Source organism: Corynebacterium sp. p3-SID1056 (genome assembly GCF_025152525.1).
Lineage (GTDB): Bacteria > Actinomycetota > Actinomycetes > Mycobacteriales > Mycobacteriaceae > Corynebacterium.
In genome coordinates, this window is record NZ_JALXXL010000011.1 from 1 (window position 1) to 17,144 (window position 17,144).

Genomic DNA, 17,144 nt, shown 5'->3' on the forward strand with positions numbered 1-17,144 from the left:
GTGTGGTGGGATACTCCAAGCAGCTCACCGACCTCCGTGTATGTTGCGACCGGCTATTTGGTAGCAGTGTCGTGACTATCCGGTAGCGCTTCAGTGAGTATCCGGTCGCAGCTCAGTGCGCTCGGGATGATACTTCCGGTAGCCGCACCACTCGGGTGCGGCGCGTACTGGAAGGAGTCCGCTGATGACGGATTACCGTGCGGTGATGACGCTGCTTATAGGGAAGCGTTCTTACCGCCAGATTGAAGACCAGCTCGGGTGCTCGCACCGCGCGATTTCCCGAGCGAACCAAGCACTGCGAAACCTTGGCCTGACCACTGCCCAGCAGGTCGCGGCGCTGACGAATGACGAGCTGGACGAGATATTCGTTGATAAACGCACCAGCGGGCAAGGCGAGTTCGTCCCGATTGACTTTGAAACGGTCGTCAAAGCCCGCACAGGGCGTACGAAGCACACACTGCAAGTATTGTGGGCTCGCTACACCACCACCCCCGCCCAGCCGGGCCAGCGGCACTACAGCTACGACCGGTTCCGCCAGCTGGTTGCCTCCCATGTCGACGCGGCCGGGCTTACCGCCCGGATCACCCATGCGCCAGGGCATACGATGCAGGTGGATTGGGCAGGGACCAAGATGCGCCTGTACGACCCTGCGGGCACACACGGTGCGAAAGTCAGCATTTTCGTCGCCTCGCTGCCGTATTCAGGGATGCTGTTTGCCTGTGCGTGTGTTGACCAGCGGCAACAGTCCTGGCTTAATGCTCACCGCCAAGCGTTTGACTACTTCGGCGGGGTCCGCCAGGTTGTTGTCCCCGATAACGCGTCGACGGCGTCGAACGCGATCAGCACTGCCGATAGGAACCGGAAGGTCAACGACACCTACCAGCAGTTCTTGGAGCACTACAACACAGCAGCACTTCCCACACGCGCGCGTCGACCAAAGGATAAAGCGAATGTGGAAGCTGCGGTAAAAATCGTCACGCACAAAGTCATCCACGCCCTCGATGGTCACCAGTGCGTCGACTTAGACGAGCTCAACGGAAAGATTGTGGGCGTAGTCGACGCGATCAACACCTCCGTGCCGTTTCGCAGTCAGCAGTCAAGCCGCAGGGACCTCTTTGAACAACACGAACAGCATCTCCTTGCCGATCTGCCTCCAACCCCGTGGCAACACACCGAGTGGAAGCGTGCGAAAGTGGCCCCAGATTTCCATATCACGGTTGCAACCGTGCGCTACTCCGTCCCGCACCAGCTTGTTGGCCGCACTGTCGATGTGCGCATCACGGGCCAGGTCTTGACCGTCTTTGACCAGGGAAAACTGTGGCAACCCACCAGGTTTCGCATAAGCGTGGGGCCTATGTCACCGACTGCGAGCACATTCCATCTGGAATGGACTCCACCCGTGGACTGTGGACAAGCGACTACTTTTATCGCGAAGCCAGGAAAGTTGGTCCGGTAACACGCAAAGTCATCGGAAGAAGAGAGTGTCTGATGCAGCGGCTGAAGAAGTGGTTGCATTCTCTAGCCACTCGCAGACGACCAGCCGAAGAGAAACATGCTTCACTTAGTTCCTCGAACGGTGGTCAGCGATGTACTTGTGGTGAAGGTACTTCCAAAGGGAGTAAAAGAGCCCGAACAGGATGAAAGATAAATAGAGTGCCCCGGCTAATAATAGCGAGACCATCATTGACAGCCCGGCGATTGCAAATTTTATCGACGAACCAAGAACTATCACATGAATGATCGAGCTGACCAGTGCGAATATAGCTGCAATTCCGAGGCTGACACACATAAACAGAAAAGGTAGACCTGCGAATCTGACAAGATAGATCACCGAGACAGGAAACCCAACTTTATTAAGTCGGTCAGTTGTAATCGTGACCTGATCTACAGCCATTAGAAATGATGCGATCGACAGTATTCCTACAAAGAACAGGGGCAAACCAAGCATGACAAGAAAATCCCAGTTCTGGATTCCCCCACCCACTTGATTCAATGCGTCAGCCTCTGTGTGTGAAACTGAAAGGACAATAGCTGGAATGCCCAGTACGTAGGACAACGGCAAGACGATAGACTTCGTCATATTATGAAGCTCTGCAGAGAATGCGCCCAGTACAGCTATCCCGGGAATGACACCAGCCAATCGGGTTGTAGCTTTCTCTATCGCTCTGACGATGTGCAGAATAAAACGGTTACATAGCCAAAACAAGGCAGATACCATAGCTAGAATGACAAAAAGTCCTGCTTGAGCACCAGCCTGGACCGCTATTACAAGAAAGACGACGGGCAGCGTGGCGGCCAAGTCTCCCCATCGCAGCCTATTGAGCCCGTCAATTGAAACACGTACAGGCTTCGCTCCCGATGCCTGAGTCTTCTGCTTCAAGGCGTAACCAATGAACGTGATAATGCCGACAATGATAACGCTAACAGTGATTATGAGCGTAGCCATCAAAATTGAATTCAGCGATATCGGCTCAAAAAGCTGACCAGGGTACAACAAATCGTCAGAGTCCCGACGGGAAATCAGCATCACTAACCGCTGAAAGAGTACAGCTACAGGATAAGAAAGTAAGATGGCCAAGACTTCGATGAATAGGAGCTGTGCGATGAGCATGACAAGGTACCGTCGAGCCGGCCATCCCACAATTTGTAGACAACCGATGAAATAGTCAAGTTTGGTAAACGCTCGACTCACTATCTGCGGAATGCAGAAAATCGAAGCAATCGTCCAGGAGATAGCAACATTTGTCGCCACATTCACCGTGACAGCCACACCCACTGCCGTACCTTCAGTCGCGGCTCGGGTATTAAGAACAGCTGCAAGTACGCCGATTGAAAAACCGATAGCTACCGCAGCTGCAACATTGGGACCTAACGACGCTCGAAAATACGGTTTTGTAACTTTAAGCGAGATTGCTTGATCGCGATTGGGATTATCCATTGATTGTCCCGCCGTCCAAACGAACAATACGATCACATAGCTTTGCAATGACCGGATCATGGGTAACGATTAGACCGTGTCCCCCCTGTGAACCGCACCAATTTTTGATTTCACCAAAAGCCCGATGTGCGTTCTTTTCGTCCAAGCTCCCTGTCGGCTCATCGGCGAATAACAACTTTGGGCCACTAGCCAAGGCCCGCGCGATTGCTGCCCGCTGTGCTTGTCCACCTGAGACTTCTTCAGGCAGAGAGTTCCTTTCTGTTCCAATAGCCAAGCTGTCTAAAACTGTTTTGGGGGAGATCCCCTTCGGCTTACCCGACAAGGCCCAAGACAACTCCGCGTTCTCAAGCAGGTTTAATCCCGGAATCAATAGGTGGTCTTGGAAAACTATTGATACAGAATCCCTTAGATGTTTGCGCACCTTTCGTTTTGGCAGGCCCGATATCTGGATTCCATCAAGCACGCTCTTACCTTCGGATAGCCGCCCAATACCAGCGAGTCCATTAAGCAGAGTGGTCTTGCCTGACCCAGACGGCCCCATGAGGGCTACCACTTCGCCATTCGCAATCGAGAAGTTCACATTCCGGAATAGCCAATCCTTCCTGTTCTGCACCGTGAATTGAAATCCAGCGTCAATAACCTCAAACATCTACCGGTCCTTCATTGTAGGAATAAAATTTATCAAGAATGCCATGCCAATGATTCTCTTTAGCCGATCAACGACTACTCCGCACGGTTCTACCGCACCGACATGCTCGCCGCCGAACTGGCAGTCCTGCAACCCGATGACCCCATACGGCTGAAGTTCATCCAGCACCTCCACGACGTCGACGTCCTGGTCTTAGATGACTTCCTGACCACACCTATTGATGCCGCGACCGCGCATCAACTTCTCAACATCCTCGCCGGGCGAGAAGGCAAAGTCTCAACGATTGTGACCTCACAATTCACCCCGCAGGAGTGGTACAAGTCCATCCCCGACGCCGTGATCTCCGAGTCAATCCTCAACCGACTCGTCTCCGGCGCCGAGATCATCACACTCGAAGGACCAAACATGCGCCTGACCACCAACGCATAACCAACAACAACGCCTGAGTGAGACACCGCTACCGGATACTCACTCAGGCGCTACCAGATACTCACCACACCGCTACCATTTCAGTCTTCTGAACAGTGTAGGCGCGTTGCAGTGAGCAAGACTCCAGGCGGACCATTTCGATGATCTGATGGACCGCCTTCTCCTTGAATTCGGCGGAACATTTTCTGGGCATAGTGCCAATCCTTCCTTAGCAGAGGTAGGAACTAAACCCAGGACGCTTCAATACAGCATCATTCCCATCACACCGCAGGATCGTGGCGCACGGGATGCGTTGGCAATATCGGGGTGTGTGGGCGTGGCCGGCACCCCGCCCCCGGAGGCACTGGAATCATCATGTAACGAGACAGCATCACACCAGTGTTATGCCTGGTCGCCGAAAACCGGATACAACATCATTCCAACCACACCGCGAATACGACCCATGCAACACGCGTGCGACAACCCCCAGGAAAAGAAACACCCGGTGCCGACATCGTCACACCCCAAACGCCCGTGCACCCCAACGCAAACCAAAACCAGCGGCCACCAACCCAAGGATCGCGGTGGCGACAAGGTACTTCAGAGCTTCGCCATAGTCCTTGTCCCTGATTAACTGGCCGAGCTCTTTAGCCAGCGTTGACCAGGTGGAGAGTGCACCTGCGAATCCGGTCCCGAAGGCCATGACAATGAGCAGACTTTGGCCGTACACAAATCCCAGAACCGAGCAGGCCACCATGTTCGCAGCCCAGGTACCGACTCGGGGTGCCGGGATGTGGGAAAGCGCCCAACGGGCCATTCCACCGAGGAACCCGCCGGTGAAGATGCTGCCTACGAGTAAAAGCTCCATCCTTAGGTCCTTTGGTGTGGGCGGTAGGGGTGGGGTGACGTGGCGTCGGCAAGCAGCCAGGCACCGACGCAAACAACAAAGCTTGCGGCAACTAGGGCGAGGGCCCAGATGGCGCTCGAGTGTACGGCGGCGACGGCCATTGCAGAAAAGGTGGTAAAGCCCCCAAGAAAGCCGGTGCCAAGGAACGGCCCCGGCTTGAAGTAGCCCATGGCAAAGGCACCGAGCGCATTGATGACGAGCGTGGCAACCACAGCTGGGCCAGGCGCAATGGCGAGCAAACCGGCACGCAAAAGCGCTCCTAGTGCGGCACCGAGGCCGACGAGGAGCGCTTCGCGGAAGGTGTTGGCCTGCATGTACTACAGGGTAGCAGGGGAAACTACTGCCAATTCATCCCTTGGCTCTGGACGAAACGAGCGACCTCGTCCGGGTCCTTCTTGAGATGCGGGTCGAACTTGAGGTACTCGCGGGTCTCTCGAGCAACCAAGCCGGAGAGGATTAGCAGGCCGACGAGGTTCGGCAGCGCCATCAGGCCGTTGGCCAGGTCGGAGAATGTCCAAACAAGCTCCAGTTCGGTGGTTGCGCCGAGGAACGCGACGACGGTGAAGATCATGCGGTACGGCACGCTCGCCCACTGACCGAGCAAGGAGACCACGGAGCGCTCGCCGTAGTAGGACCAGCCGAGGATGGTGGAGAACGCGAAGAAGATCAACGAGACCGACACGATGGTGCCGCCCCAGTGGCCGGGAAGGCCTTCTGCGAAGCCGGCCGCGGTCATGACCGCGGCCTCCTCGCGGCCCATCTCCCACGTGCCGGACGTGACGATAACGAGGCCGGTGATGGTGACGACGATGATGGTGTCGATGAAGGTCTGGGTCATGGACACCAGTGCCTGGCGAACCGGGTGCTCGGTCTTCGCGGCTGCCGCGGCGATTGCGGCGGAACCGAGACCGGACTCGTTAGAGAAGATGCCGCGGGCGACACCGAACTGAATTGCCAGCATGATACCGGAGCCGACGAAGCCACCGGTTGCGGCGGTGCCAGTGAATGCGTCCGTGAAAATGAGGCTAAGCGCTGCGGGGATCTGGTCTGCCATCAGCGCAAGCACTGTGATGCCTCCGAAGACGTAGATCACGATCATGAGCGGAACGAACGCCGAAGTGATCTTGCCGATGCCCTCAATGCCGCCGAGGACGGCAGCGCCCACACCGAAGAAGATGATGACGCCGGAGACCAGCGGATCCATGCCGAAGGTATCCTCCATGCCCGCGGCGATGGAGTTGCCCTGGGTAAGGTTGCCGATACCGAAAGACGCGAAGATAGTGAACAGCGTAAACGCGATGGCGAGGAACTTGCCTAGACCACCAGGGATACCGCGACGTAGGTACGTGTGCGGCCCGCCCTGCTGCTTGCCGTACTTATCGGTCGTGCGGTAGCGGACGCCCAGGTAGGCCTCGGTGTACTTGGTAGCCATACCGACGAGGCCGGTGACCCAAATCCAGAACAGTGCACCCGGGCCACCGATGGAAAGCGCGGTGGCCACGCCAACGATATTGCCGGTACCGACGGTCGCGGCGAGGGCGGTCGTAAGCGCCTGGTAGTTGGAAATGTCTCCGGCGCCTTCACCGCTTTTGTCAATGAAGGCGTGGCGTATTGCGCGGCCGAGCGTGCGGAACTGCAGGCCGCCGAGGCGAATTGTCAGGTACAGGCCGGTGCCAAGCAGCAGCGGCATGAGGATGAACGGGCCCCAGACGACGCTGGCAATCCCGCCCAGAAAATCATTCAACGATGAGGTCATATCTCCACGTTTCGGGCTCGGGTTAGGGGACAACACTCCCTCCCGCGGCATCGTATGTGACTGGTGCCACAGAAGTTGTTCGTAATGGTAACCTGTCGAGCTATAAAAAGTCATGCATTTCGCCAATATTTACCAACTTTTTCTAAGCTTCCCCACAATTGGTGGGGGAGTGAGGGGATTGCCCTGGCAGAAACTGGAGTTAGCGGGGAAGATGGGGCGTGGAAGGGGGCGTCGAAAAGCGGCGCGCCCTGCAGCCCGCAAACGAAGGAGTACTCCATGGCACACGAACGCGCCGGTCAACTCGCCCAACCTGCCGACCTGATCGACATTGCTGCGCTTGTCACGGCCTATTACACCCGCGAGATTGATGCGCAGGATCCGGACCAGCAGGTGAGCTTCGGTACCTCGGGGCACCGTGGCTCGGCGCTGGACAATGCGTTCAATGAGCAGCACATTCTGGCGACCACGCAGGCCATCGTGGATTACCGGCGCGCGAATAACATCAGTGGCCCGGTCTACATTGGGCGCGACACGCACGCGCTCTCCGAGCCGGCGATGGTGACCGCGCTAGAGGTGCTCATTGCAAACGAGGTGCCAGTGCTTGTCGACGCTGCGGGGCGCTACACCCCAACCCCAGCCGTGTCGCATGCGATTCTGTCGCACAACGCGAAGCTCGCCGGTGGAGTCACGGGCACGGACCCGCAGCGGGCCGACGGCATTGTGATTACTCCTTCGCATAACCCGCCGCGCGATGGCGGCTTTAAGTACAACCCGCCGAGCGGCGGTCCGGCCGGTGCAGACGCGACTGACTGGATTGCCAATCAGGCCAACGACTACCTCGGTCGGGGCTTGGAGGGCGTGCGCCGCGTGAGTGTGACCGGTGTCTTGGACGAGCGGGCCGAGCGCTTCGACTTCCTTGGAACGTACGTGGACGACCTGCCGAACGTCGTGGATATCGAGGCGATCCGTGCCTCCGGGCTGAGCATCGGCGCGGACCCGATGGGTGGGGCCTCTGTGGACTACTGGGGTGCGATTGCCGAGCGTCACGGTCTGAACATGGAGGTTGTCAACCCGAACGTGGACGCCACCTGGCGGTTCATGACGCTGGACACCGACGGCAAGATCCGCATGGACTGCTCTAGCCCGAACTCCATGGCGTCGCTCGTGCACAACCGCGACAAGTACGGCATCGCTACCGGCAATGACGCGGACGCGGACCGCCACGGCATTGTCACCCCGGACGCCGGGCTGATGAACCCGAACCACTACCTGGCGGTGGCCATCGAGTACCTGTTTAGCCACCGCGATGGCTGGGACGAGGGTACCGCCGTGGGCAAGACGCTCGTGTCCTCTTCAATGATCGACCGCGTGGTCGCTTCGCTCGGCCGCACCCTCGTGGAGGTCCCGGTCGGTTTCAAGTGGTTCGTGCCTGGGCTTATCGACGGGCAGATCGGCTTCGGCGGTGAAGAGTCCGCAGGTGCCTCCTTCCTGCGCAAGGACGGTACCGTCTGGTCAACGGATAAGGACGGGCTGATCATGGACCTGCTCGCCGCCGAAATCACTGCCGTGACGGGCAAGACCCCGTCGCAGCGCTACGCAGAGCTGGCCGAACAATTCGGTGCACCCGCGTACGCGCGCATCGACGCCCCGGCCAACCGCGAGCAGAAGGCTACCCTCAAGGCTCTGTCGCCGGAGCAGGTGAGCGCCACCGAGCTGGCTGGCGAGCCGATCACGGCGAAGCTTACCGAGGCTCCCGGTAACGGCGCCGCTATCGGCGGTCTGAAGGTAACGACGGAGAACGCCTGGTTTGCGGCACGGCCATCCGGCACCGAGGACAAGTACAAGATCTACGCGGAGTCCTTCAAGGGTGAAGCGCACCTGAAGGAAGTGCAGGAGGCGGCGAAGTCCGTGGTGGCCGAAGTGCTCGGGGAGTAGGTATCGCCAGGCTATTGTTTCGGCCTGGGGGAGCAGCTACAATAAAGGCGAAACCGGCGACAAGTCCTCCAGGGGAGGACTTCCTGCCCTCACAGGTGGGATAGCCGGTTTCATTGTTCTCAATGTGCTTCAGCGCGACCCCATGGGGTAAACAATGAGTTCAACGTCGGTTTGATACACGGCTCAAACCAGGAGCACTTCTTGCCTTCGAGGTGGCGTTGCACGGCCCAAAGACCATAGTCTGCCACCTGTAGCCCCCATGAGGATTGCGCTGTCCACACGCACAGGGTGATATTTCTGTTGATTTGGGCGCACACATCGGCTACTGCTTCAGATGCAGCTCTCCGAGTGCTTTTTGTGCCGAACTCGGCGACGACAACGTAGAGTTCGTCCTCTGGCCGGGAAACCTGCAGCGCAACTTGCTTGAGATGAAGAAACCACGCGAGTTTATAGAGGCGCATTGGGCCATCTGCTCTGACGCCCGCATACGCATTCGCTTTCATCAGGAACGTTGTGTCGAATCGCGGTGCTTGTTCCTGGATTAAGTGAAACATTTCATTTCGTGTCCTGGAAGAATCGTCGACTGCATGAAATCCCTTCGCAAGCGAAATTCCTTCCTTTGCGCAACTTGCTCGCAAATGCAGACCTTGGAGTAGATCATCACCGTGGTGCTGTGTGTCAAAAGCTGCGGTCCCGAAACCGAAATATGTCGAGGCGCCGCCTCCTCGTGGGTTGGGGGTGCCCTCGTAATCTAGGTTTCCAGTCTCATCCGCGTACAGGCAAACCCGCTTAGCCATCGTTGACCATTCGTCTACGCAGGCCGCGCGAGCTGGGCGACAAGAAAGCTGGAGTCTGCGGTAAAAGGTGCAAGCTCCCAGCTCTCGTAGCAGTTCTGGACGTTGAACCCGACCTCTTCGGCAGTGGCGAGAAAGTCGTCGAACGTCCAGCCGCGGCCTGCACCGAAACCTGCGAAGAGGCGGCCGCCAGGACGCAGCGTACGGAAAATGTTCGCGAGTGCTGGCGCGCGGCCAGCCGGGTCGAGGAACCCCATAACATTGCCGGCGCAAACGGCGACGTCGACGTCATGCGCCGGTATTTCATCCTCGGACAGGTCGCCGACAACCCAGGTGGCGTCGGGGAAGTCCTGCTTGGCGTGAGTGATCAGGATCGGATCGACGTCGGTGCCGATCACTTCGTGCCCGCGCTTTGCAAGGTAGCCGCCCACGCGGCCGGTGCCGCAGCCGGCGTCGAGGATGCGGGCGTGGCGCGGCGCGACAGCGTCGATAAGCCTGGCTTCCCCGTCGATGTCTTTGCCCTGCGCGACGAAGGTCTTCCAGCGCTGGGCGTATCGCTCGGAGTGGGCGGGGTCTGCGGTGGTGATGTCTTTCCAGGTAGCCATGGGTCCGAGTATAGAACGAAAATAGATCACACCTTTGCAGATAAAAATGCAGACCCCGGGGCTCTGCTGCGCTACGCTGCTTAATGTGACGACACAACTTTCCGCCGCCGCGTCCGGTGATCAGCAGGCGCGCAGCACGCGCACGCTTGTGCTTGACGTGCTCTCGGCCGCAGCACGGTTCTTTATGGCATTCGTGTGGATCAAGGCTGCAATACCCAAAATTGGCAATGTGATGGAGATGACGCAGGCCATCGCCGCCTACGAAATCTTCACGCACGATTGGTCCTACTTGCTCGCGCAGTTGATCGGGCCGCTGGAGCTGGCGGGCGGACTCTTGCTTCTGCTGGGGATTAAGTTGCGGCCGGCCGGCTGGATTTCGATCGTGGTGCTCGTCCTATTTATTGTCGGGCTGCTGTCGGCGTGGCAGCGCGGTCTCGAAATTGATTGCGGGTGCTTCGATCCGAGCGCCGACGCCACCGAAGGGCCGAGCTTGCTACTTGTAGCCGCGCGTGACGTGGTCTTTATCGCAATCACCGCGTTCATGGTGTACCGCCCGTTCAAGCGATTTGCCATCTACCCGTAGCTGTGGTGCGTGCCGTATAATCCGCTGCGTACCTCCGTGCGCGCGGGCGCACTTCGCGCATCACCCGCATTTTCAAAGATTGAGGAGAATCCACATTGACCACCCGTAAGGTGCAAAACCCGAACTCGAAGGGCGGCGCCGGCTTCGTCTGGGCCATCGTGGCCGTTATCGCGATCGCGCTGTTGGTGATTGGCATCATCGTCTACAACGGTAAGAGCGACCGGAAAGACGCGATCGCCGAGGAGATGCTCGACACCGAGGGAATCACCGCCACCTGGAACGAGGGTGAGGACTTCATCACTCTGTCCGGCGAAGGTGCCACGGACGCGCCGAAGGCGGACCTCTTCGAGGACTTTTCGTGCTCCTACTGTGCGGAACTCGAGGTTGAAACCGGTGAGCCGATGCTGGAGGCGCTGAAGGCCGGGGAGATCGCGGTTGACTTGCGCCCGATGGTGTTCTTGGACGGGCAGCAGCAGGCGTACACCCCAGGCCACTCCACGGCTTCGGCCTCGGCGATGCTCGCCTTGTTCGCACACGGTGAGACTGCACCTGCGCTGAACCTGCGTTACTACCTGTTCGAGAACCAGGAGGACGTGTACAAGAAGCTCGAGACGGCTGACCTGGCTGACCTGGCGGCAGACTACGGCGCTTCCGATGCGGCGCTGCAGGATATTCGCGACGAGAAGTACGCGGAGGCAGCTAAGGAGATGTCGGATGCCAACCTGAAGCTTCAGGAAGAGCGTGCCGGTGAAGCATGGACCCCGCGCGTCATGCTCGACGAAAAGGATATCGACGGCGATGTCGGCCAGTGGGTCGAGACCCTCAAGGCCAGCAAGTAGGCTGTAGTGCGCGTACGCGCCCGCAGGCGATTTGGTTCGCTTGCGGGCGCGCGTGTATATTTAGCGAAGTGCTTCGCGCCGGTCTTCCCGGGGCAAGCAGACCCGATTTGGGGCTATGGCGCAGTTGGTAGCGCACCACACTGGCAGTGTGGGGGTCACGGGTTCGAATCCCGTTAGCTCCACTTCTACAACTTCATACCGTCTTGACGGGGCTATGGCGCAGTTGGTAGCGCACCACACTGGCAGTGTGGGGGTCACGGGTTCGAATCCCGTTAGCTCCACTTCGTGAAAACGCTGCCCGGCCGAAACTGTCAGGCAGCGTTTTCTTGCTCAGGGGTGAGCTAGCGTGCGGCTTGGCGCATGCCGTCGAAATAGGCGTTGCCGTCGCCGCCGATGTAGCAGGGGCTGGACTGCACGGGCCACATACCACGGGTTTGCTCGCAGGTGTTGAGCGAGCCGTAGGGGCCCATGGTCGCGTATTCCATCTGCGGGCCTGCCTGCTGCTGTTGTTGCTGCTGAGCAGCCTGTTCCGCGGCAGCTTGTTCCGCTGCGGCCTGTTCAGCAGGAGGATGAGTCCCCGCACCCGACCAGAGCGCATGCGACGGTGGCGAGGGCAATGGGGAAGCTTGTAATTTTGTTGGGCATAGCGTGGAGTTTACTCAATGCTCACCCAGCGGGCGCGGTGTTTGCCCACTACGGTGGGGCCCATGGACGGTTTGCAGTTCCACGAGATTGATTCGCCGATCGGAAAGCTGGGCCTTGTTATTTCGAACAGGGGAGTGGCGAAAGTCATGTTCGAGGCCGACGGCATTGAGGCTGAGCGGGAGCGTATCGCCGAGCCAGCTGAAGTACCGCTCGCCGCGCACCAGCTCACGGAGTACTTTGCGGGCAGGCGGCAGCGCTTCACGGTGCCGCTCGACTTCCGTTTCGCCACGGATTTCCACCGCCAGGTCCTCGAAGCGCTCGCCCGCGTGCCTTTCGGTCGCACCACCACGTACAAGGAGCTTGCCGAGCAGGTTGGCAATCCGAAAGCGGTGCGCGCAGTCGGGAGCGCGTGCGCGCGCAACCCCTTGCCACTGCTCGTTCCCTGTCACCGGGTGCTGCGCGCCGACGGGTCGCTCGGCGGCTATCGTGGCGGCGAGCAAGCCAAGCGATTCCTACTTGCTTTGGAGGGCACCGATGTCTGAGGCATTTCTCAAACGGGGCAGCGCGCCGGGGTCGGCGGCGGCCGAAGCCGCGGGGCTCCGTTGGCTGCGCGAGGGATCGTCGGCGGTGGTCGAGGTGCTTTCGCTTGACGACGCCGCGAATACCCTCACCATCGAAACGGTGCAATCCGCACGCCCCACTGCAGAGGCGGCGGCACGCGCTGGCCGCGAGCTGGCGGCGATCCACGCCGCTGGCACAAGGGCTTTTGGGGCCCCGCCGACGGGGTGGGATGGGCCGAACTTCATCGGCCGGCTCGAGCAGGAGTGCACCCCGACGAAGCGCTGGGCCGACTTCTACGTGCACCAGCGGGTGCTGCCGTTTGCCCGCTCCGCATACGAGGTCGGAAACCTGGACGCGCGCGGGCTCGAAGTGGTTACCCGTGCGTGCGATGCGTTGCTAGCAGAAGACGAGGATGCTCCGCTCGCACGCATCCACGGCGACCTGTGGGCAGGCAACCTGTTGTTTAGCCCTGATGGCCCCCGTTTTATCGACCCTGCCGCGCACGGTGGTCACCCGCTCACCGACATCGCAATGTTGGAGCTGTTCGGTGCCCCCTATCTCGATGCGATCGTGGACGGCTACGCGCGCGCCGGTGGGGTGCTCGGCAGCGTCGCAACCGCGGACGCCTGGCGCGCTCGTATCCCGATCCACCAGCTCCACCCGCTTGCGGTGCATGCGACCACGCACGGTCCTAGCTACGCGTCCGCGTTGGTCCGCGCCGCGCACGACACCCTTGACGTGGTGAGATAGGGCGTCAGCGCCACCAGCCATCCCGCGGCCCCGGCGGCAGGTGGCGCTTGTGCTGGCCGACGCGCCAGAGGTGGGCCAGGCGCTTCGCTGCTTCGGGCGGGACGGGCTTGTCTTCCAGGTAGTCGTCGATAAGCGCATAGCTGATGCCGAGTGCTTCCTCGTCGGGCAGCGCCGGGCGATCTTCCTCGAGGTCTGCGGTGGGGACCTTTTCCCACAGCCGCGGGGTCGCGCCGAGGTGTTTGAGCAGCGCGGCGCCTTGGCGCTTGTTCAATCCGGCGAGCGGGACGAGGTCGGCTGCGCCGTCGCCGAACTTGGTGAAGAACCCGGTGACGTTCTCCGCAGCGTGGTCGGTGCCAATGACCAGGCAGCCTCGCTCCCCGGCGATCGCGTACTGGGCGACCATGCGCACACGCGCCTTCACGTTGCCCTTGTTGAAGTCGCCGAGACCGGCCAGCCCAAGCGCGCCGGCGGCCTGAGCGTCGAGGGCGTCGGTAGCGGGCTTGATGTCTACAGTGACTGTCTCGTCCGGCTGGATGAACTCGAGCGCGAGCTGCGCGTCGTCTTCGTCCGCCTGCACCCCGTAGGGCAGGCGGACAGCGATAAATGTCGCCTCCGCGCCGCTTGCGCGACGCTGTTCCACGGCGAGTTGCGCGAGCCGGCCTGCGAGCGTGGAGTCCTGCCCGCCAGAAATGCCGAGCACGAACCCCTTTGCTCCGGTGGCGGCGAGGTAATCGGCGAGGAAGTCGACGCGAGTGCGCACTTCCGTGTCTGTATCGATCAAGGGGCGGGTACCCAGGGCTTTTATGATCTCTGACTGCAGGTTTTCTTGCTGGTAAGACATGACATTCATCGTAGCGGCCACCAAGATGAGTGTTCATGGTTCAAAACACACGTTCCCGTGCCGGCGACACGCAGCGTTACGTGCGCACTGTTGCCGCGACCGCCGCGCTTGGCGGTCTGTTATTTGGTTATGACACCGGTGTGATGAGTGGTGCGCTGCTCTACATCACCCCTGAGTTCGGCATGACGCCCAGCCAGGAGGGCCTGGTGACCTCCATGCTGCTCGTGGGCGCGGCGATCGGCGCGCTCGGCGGCGGGGCGATCGCCGACGCGTTGGGCAGGCGCCGCACGCTGATTGTCGGCGGCGTGCTGTTCATCCTTGGGTCGATCTGGTGCGCGCTCGCCGGCGGCATCGGTGCACTTGCGGCAGCGCGCACCTTCCTCGGCGTGGGCGTCGGCGGGGTGTCCATTGTTACCCCCATGTATATCGCGGAGATGTCGCCGGCGAAGGTTCGCGGCAAGCTCGTGTCGCTCAACACCCTGATGATTGTCGTGGGTCAGCTGGTTGCCTACCTGGTTAACTCGCTGCTCGCGCGCACGGGCAGCTGGGAGTGGATGCTCGGCCTGGCCGCGGTGCCGGGCGCGGCGCTGGCCATTGGCATGTTCCTGCTGCCGGAGACGCCGCTGTGGCAGGCCCGTCGCGGCGCGCGCGCGAAGGCAGAGGCCACTGCGGCGCGGATCGGGATGAGCGCGTCGGAGCTCGAGGAGCTTTTGGCTAACGACGCCCGCACGCGCCAGGCCGCCTCTCGCGGTGAGTGGCGCACGCTGCGGAAAACGAAGTGGCTGCGCTCGACCGTGATCGTCGCCGCGCTGCTCGGTATTACCCAGCAGGTCACGGGCGTCAACGCGATCGTCTACTTCGCGCCGACGATGATGAACGCCGTGGGTCTGTCCACCGAGAACGCCGTGTACACCTCGATCGTCATCGGGCTGGTGTCTGTGGTGGCCTGCTGGGTGGGCCTGCAGGTGGTGGACAAGATCGGCCGCACGCGTCTGTTGCTCATCGGCCTAATTGGCAACGTGGTCTTCCTCGTCGCGTTGGCCGTGATGTACCGTGCAGCCGAGAACAACGCGGGTTTGGCGTTGGTGGCGCTTGCGTGCATGGCGGGCTTCATTGCCTCTCAGCAGGCGGCGGTGTCGCCGACGACGTGGCTGCTTATTTCCGAGCTCGTACCCCCGCAGGTGCGCGGCGTCGGCATGGGCCTGGCTGGCCTGGCGCTGTGGGTCATGAACTGGGTTGTGGCCCAGTTCTTCCTCCCGCTTGTCGACGCCACGTCCGCGACGTTTAGCTTCCTGCTCTTCGCCGTCTTTGGCGTGGTGGCCGCAGTCTTCGTGCGGCGCCAGGTCCCGGAGACGATGGGCCGAAGCCTGGATGAGGTCGCGGATGAAATGCACGAGCGCTTTGATCCCGGGTTTGGTAACCAGGCAAAGAGCGTGTAACCTTATTCGACGTGTCGCGACCCGGCACGCCCCGACACTCGCACAACACGCTGTGAGTGTGTGGTGGTTGGCCCGCAGGTCGTAAGAGCAATGCAACTTCGAGAAGAAAGGAGCGCCCGATGAAGGTCCGCAAGTCGCTTCGGTCGCTGAAGAACAAGCCGGGCGCCCAGGTCGTGCGTCGCCGCGGCAAGGTCTACGTGATCAACAAGAAGGAGCCGCGCTTCAAGGCTCGCCAGGGCTAGATCCCTCGCTCGGCGCACGGCGTCGCACCTTGTGCGTGCGATACCGTGCGCCGTTTTGCTGCCCCGTCACCGACCGGATGTGCTCCGGCGGTGGCGGGGCAGTTGTCGTTTGATGAAATTAAATAGCACCCGTGTAAGCCATTTTTCACCGAGAAATCACATGGAAGTGGTTATAGCGAACTACATGTAGGTAAGCCGGAGGTGCCAACCTGGGAATACCACCCCTGTAACTACTACATGTAGTGTCAGTTGCCAGAAATCCCCCCAAGGTATAGTGTTTGTTGGTGTTGCGCCGGCAAGGCTCGGTGCCCAATATTTTTCAGTCAGCTTCCCGCAAACGCTACAGAAAGAGCCCACAGGTTATGTCTTCTATCACCGTGTACACGAAGCCCGCTTGCATGCAGTGCAAGGCAACCACCAAGGCCCTCGATAAGGCTGGCCTGGAGTACTCCCTCGTTGACATCTCCGTGGACGAGGAGGCGCGTGACTACGTGATGGCACTGGGCTACCTGCAGGCCCCGATCGTCGAGGTCGACGGGGAGCACTGGTCCGGTTTCCGCCCGGACCGCATCCGCGGCATCCACTCCGCAGCGTAAAGCGCCGCGCGTTTTTCCGCCCAAAGCCGTCAATTCCTGTGGTTGGCGGCTTCAACTTTGTCTGCACCCGCCCGAAGGAATGAATGAAGTAGGCATCCATGCTCGTTGTGTACTTTTCCTCCACCACCGAAAACACGAAGCGCTTCGTTGACAAGGTGGGATTGCCCAGCGCACGGATTCCGCTGCGCCGCGGCGACGCCCCGCTCGAGGTGGACGAGCCCTATGTGCTGGTGTGCCCGACGTACGGGGGCGGGGCGTCGATAAGCAATGCCTACTCCCGCCCGGTGCCGAAGCAGGTGATCCACTTCCTCAACAACCCGCACAACCGCGGGCTCATCCGCGGGGTGATCGCCACGGGGAACTCCAACTTCGGCCCGGACTACTGCGTCGCCGGCGACATCATCTCCGAGAAATGCGGCGTGCCCTACCTCTACCGGGTCGAGTTGATGGGGTCTGCCGAAGATGTCGCGCGCGTGCGCACCTCGCTTCTCGACGGCGCGCACGCACTCGGTCTCAACCCGCTGAGCGCGGAAGCGCGCGAGGCGCTCGCCCCGCTGCCGGCGGACAACAGTGACCGGCTGGCCGCCCTGCGAGCCAAATACCAGGGCAAATACAGGACCGCCTGACGCGGAAAACCACGAACTTGTAACCTAGAC

20 protein-coding genes and 2 tRNA genes are annotated in these 17,144 nt (G+C 60.4%); 13 read left to right on the forward strand and 9 right to left on the reverse strand.

Annotation, left to right across the window (positions count from 1 at the left end):
- Positions 1 to 184: 184 nt before the first annotated feature.
- Entirely contained in the window at positions 185 to 1,456 is a 1,272-nt protein-coding gene (istA, locus tag M3G14_RS09705; protein ID WP_259926334.1) for an IS21 family transposase, read from the forward strand.
- Between the two features lie 105 nt (positions 1,457 to 1,561).
- Here istA and M3G14_RS09710 read toward each other — a convergent pair whose 3' ends face one another.
- Together M3G14_RS09710 and M3G14_RS09715 are read right to left on the reverse strand one after the other, a co-directional pair.
- Positions 1,562 to 2,938, reverse strand: a complete 1,377-nt coding sequence (locus M3G14_RS09710) for a hypothetical protein (protein WP_259926335.1) — start codon at positions 2,936 to 2,938, stop codon at positions 1,562 to 1,564.
- A complete protein-coding gene (locus tag M3G14_RS09715; protein WP_049157198.1) occupies positions 2,931 to 3,587 on the reverse strand; it encodes an ABC transporter ATP-binding protein in 657 nt (218 codons plus the stop codon). The genes M3G14_RS09710 and M3G14_RS09715 overlap by 8 nt, the downstream gene beginning before the upstream one ends.
- Positions 3,588 to 3,653: 66 nt before the next feature.
- Here M3G14_RS09715 and M3G14_RS09720 point away from each other — a divergent pair, with 66 nt between their 5' ends.
- Positions 3,654 to 4,016, forward strand: a complete 363-nt coding sequence (locus M3G14_RS09720) for an ATP-binding protein (RefSeq protein WP_259926404.1) — start codon at positions 3,654 to 3,656, stop codon at positions 4,014 to 4,016.
- A gap of 496 nt (positions 4,017 to 4,512) precedes the next feature.
- On the opposite strand, the gene M3G14_RS09725 is transcribed toward M3G14_RS09720, so the two are convergent.
- Genes M3G14_RS09725 through M3G14_RS09735 form a run of 3 tightly spaced genes read right to left on the reverse strand, consistent with a single transcriptional unit; the run spans position 4,513 to position 6,658 of the window.
- A complete protein-coding gene (locus tag M3G14_RS09725) occupies positions 4,513 to 4,863 on the reverse strand; it encodes a CrcB family protein (RefSeq protein WP_259926336.1) in 351 nt (116 codons plus the stop codon).
- Positions 4,864 to 4,865: 2 nt separating this feature from the next.
- Positions 4,866 to 5,216, reverse strand: coding sequence for a CrcB family protein (locus M3G14_RS09730; protein WP_259926337.1), 351 nt, complete (start codon positions 5,214 to 5,216; stop codon positions 4,866 to 4,868).
- A gap of 23 nt (positions 5,217 to 5,239) precedes the next feature.
- A complete protein-coding gene (locus M3G14_RS09735; RefSeq protein WP_259926338.1) occupies positions 5,240 to 6,658 on the reverse strand; it encodes a sodium:alanine symporter family protein in 1,419 nt (472 codons plus the stop codon).
- Positions 6,659 to 6,934: 276 nt separating this feature from the next.
- Here M3G14_RS09735 and pgm point away from each other — a divergent pair, with 276 nt between their 5' ends.
- Positions 6,935 to 8,593 (forward strand): phosphoglucomutase (alpha-D-glucose-1,6-bisphosphate-dependent), encoded by a 1,659-nt coding sequence (gene pgm, locus M3G14_RS09740; protein ID WP_259926339.1) that lies wholly within the window; start codon positions 6,935 to 6,937, stop codon positions 8,591 to 8,593.
- A gap of 119 nt (positions 8,594 to 8,712) precedes the next feature.
- Here the strand turns inward: pgm and M3G14_RS09745 are convergent, their stop codons facing one another.
- A complete protein-coding gene (locus M3G14_RS09745; RefSeq protein ID WP_259926340.1) occupies positions 8,713 to 9,390 on the reverse strand; it encodes a DUF3800 domain-containing protein in 678 nt (225 codons plus the stop codon).
- Between the two features lie 14 nt (positions 9,391 to 9,404).
- Positions 9,405 to 9,992 carry a bifunctional 2-polyprenyl-6-hydroxyphenol methylase/3-demethylubiquinol 3-O-methyltransferase UbiG gene (locus M3G14_RS09750; protein WP_259926341.1) on the reverse strand — a complete coding sequence of 196 codons (588 nt, stop codon included), beginning with the start codon at positions 9,990 to 9,992 and terminating at the stop codon, positions 9,405 to 9,407.
- Positions 9,993 to 10,077: 85 nt separating this feature from the next.
- On the opposite strand from M3G14_RS09750, the gene M3G14_RS09755 reads away from it, so the two are divergent.
- The 4 genes from M3G14_RS09755 to M3G14_RS09770 all read left to right on the forward strand — a co-directional run bounded on the left by M3G14_RS09755 (position 10,078) and on the right by M3G14_RS09770 (position 11,695).
- A complete protein-coding gene (locus M3G14_RS09755; RefSeq protein ID WP_259926342.1) occupies positions 10,078 to 10,575 on the forward strand; it encodes a MauE/DoxX family redox-associated membrane protein in 498 nt (165 codons plus the stop codon).
- 95 nt (positions 10,576 to 10,670) lie between these two features.
- Positions 10,671 to 11,414: a DsbA family protein gene (locus M3G14_RS09760; protein ID WP_259926343.1), complete on the forward strand. Its 744-nt coding sequence runs from the start codon at positions 10,671 to 10,673 to the stop codon at positions 11,412 to 11,414.
- A 109-nt stretch (positions 11,415 to 11,523) separates the two neighbouring features.
- Positions 11,524 to 11,596, forward strand: a tRNA-Ala gene (locus tag M3G14_RS09765).
- 26 nt (positions 11,597 to 11,622) lie between these two features.
- Positions 11,623 to 11,695: transfer RNA gene (locus tag M3G14_RS09770), tRNA-Ala, on the forward strand.
- Positions 11,696 to 11,755: 60 nt separating this feature from the next.
- Here M3G14_RS09770 and M3G14_RS09775 read toward each other — a convergent pair.
- Positions 11,756 to 11,899: a hypothetical protein gene (locus M3G14_RS09775; protein WP_259926344.1), complete on the reverse strand. Its 144-nt coding sequence runs from the start codon at positions 11,897 to 11,899 to the stop codon at positions 11,756 to 11,758.
- A gap of 222 nt (positions 11,900 to 12,121) precedes the next feature.
- Here M3G14_RS09775 and M3G14_RS09780 point away from each other — a divergent pair, with 222 nt between their 5' ends.
- Positions 12,122 to 12,601: a methylated-DNA--[protein]-cysteine S-methyltransferase gene (locus M3G14_RS09780; RefSeq protein ID WP_259926345.1), complete on the forward strand. Its 480-nt coding sequence runs from the start codon at positions 12,122 to 12,124 to the stop codon at positions 12,599 to 12,601.
- Entirely contained in the window at positions 12,594 to 13,370 is a 777-nt protein-coding gene (locus tag M3G14_RS09785; RefSeq protein ID WP_259926346.1) for a fructosamine kinase family protein, read from the forward strand. Before M3G14_RS09780 ends, M3G14_RS09785 begins: the two co-directional genes overlap by 8 nt.
- Before the next feature lie 4 nt (positions 13,371 to 13,374).
- Here the strand turns inward: M3G14_RS09785 and nadE are convergent, their stop codons facing one another.
- Positions 13,375 to 14,220 (reverse strand): ammonia-dependent NAD(+) synthetase, encoded by an 846-nt coding sequence (gene nadE, locus M3G14_RS09790; RefSeq protein ID WP_259926405.1) that lies wholly within the window; start codon positions 14,218 to 14,220, stop codon positions 13,375 to 13,377.
- A 26-nt stretch (positions 14,221 to 14,246) separates the two neighbouring features.
- On the opposite strand from nadE, the gene M3G14_RS09795 reads away from it, so the two are divergent.
- The 4 genes from M3G14_RS09795 to nrdI all read left to right on the forward strand — a co-directional run bounded on the left by M3G14_RS09795 (position 14,247) and on the right by nrdI (position 17,114).
- Positions 14,247 to 15,650 carry a sugar porter family MFS transporter gene (locus M3G14_RS09795; RefSeq protein ID WP_259926347.1) on the forward strand — a complete coding sequence of 468 codons (1,404 nt, stop codon included), beginning with the start codon at positions 14,247 to 14,249 and terminating at the stop codon, positions 15,648 to 15,650.
- Between the two features lie 119 nt (positions 15,651 to 15,769).
- Positions 15,770 to 15,892: a type B 50S ribosomal protein L36 gene (gene ykgO, locus M3G14_RS09800; protein WP_005511141.1), complete on the forward strand. Its 123-nt coding sequence runs from the start codon at positions 15,770 to 15,772 to the stop codon at positions 15,890 to 15,892.
- A gap of 362 nt (positions 15,893 to 16,254) precedes the next feature.
- Positions 16,255 to 16,488, forward strand: coding sequence for a glutaredoxin-like protein NrdH (gene nrdH / locus M3G14_RS09805; protein ID WP_259926348.1), 234 nt, complete (start codon positions 16,255 to 16,257; stop codon positions 16,486 to 16,488).
- Positions 16,489 to 16,586: 98 nt separating this feature from the next.
- The gene (gene nrdI, locus M3G14_RS09810; protein ID WP_259926349.1) at positions 16,587 to 17,114 is read left to right on the forward strand and encodes a class Ib ribonucleoside-diphosphate reductase assembly flavoprotein NrdI; all 528 of its coding nucleotides are present in this window, start codon (positions 16,587 to 16,589) and stop codon (positions 17,112 to 17,114) included.
- Positions 17,115 to 17,144: the final 30 nt, after the last annotated feature.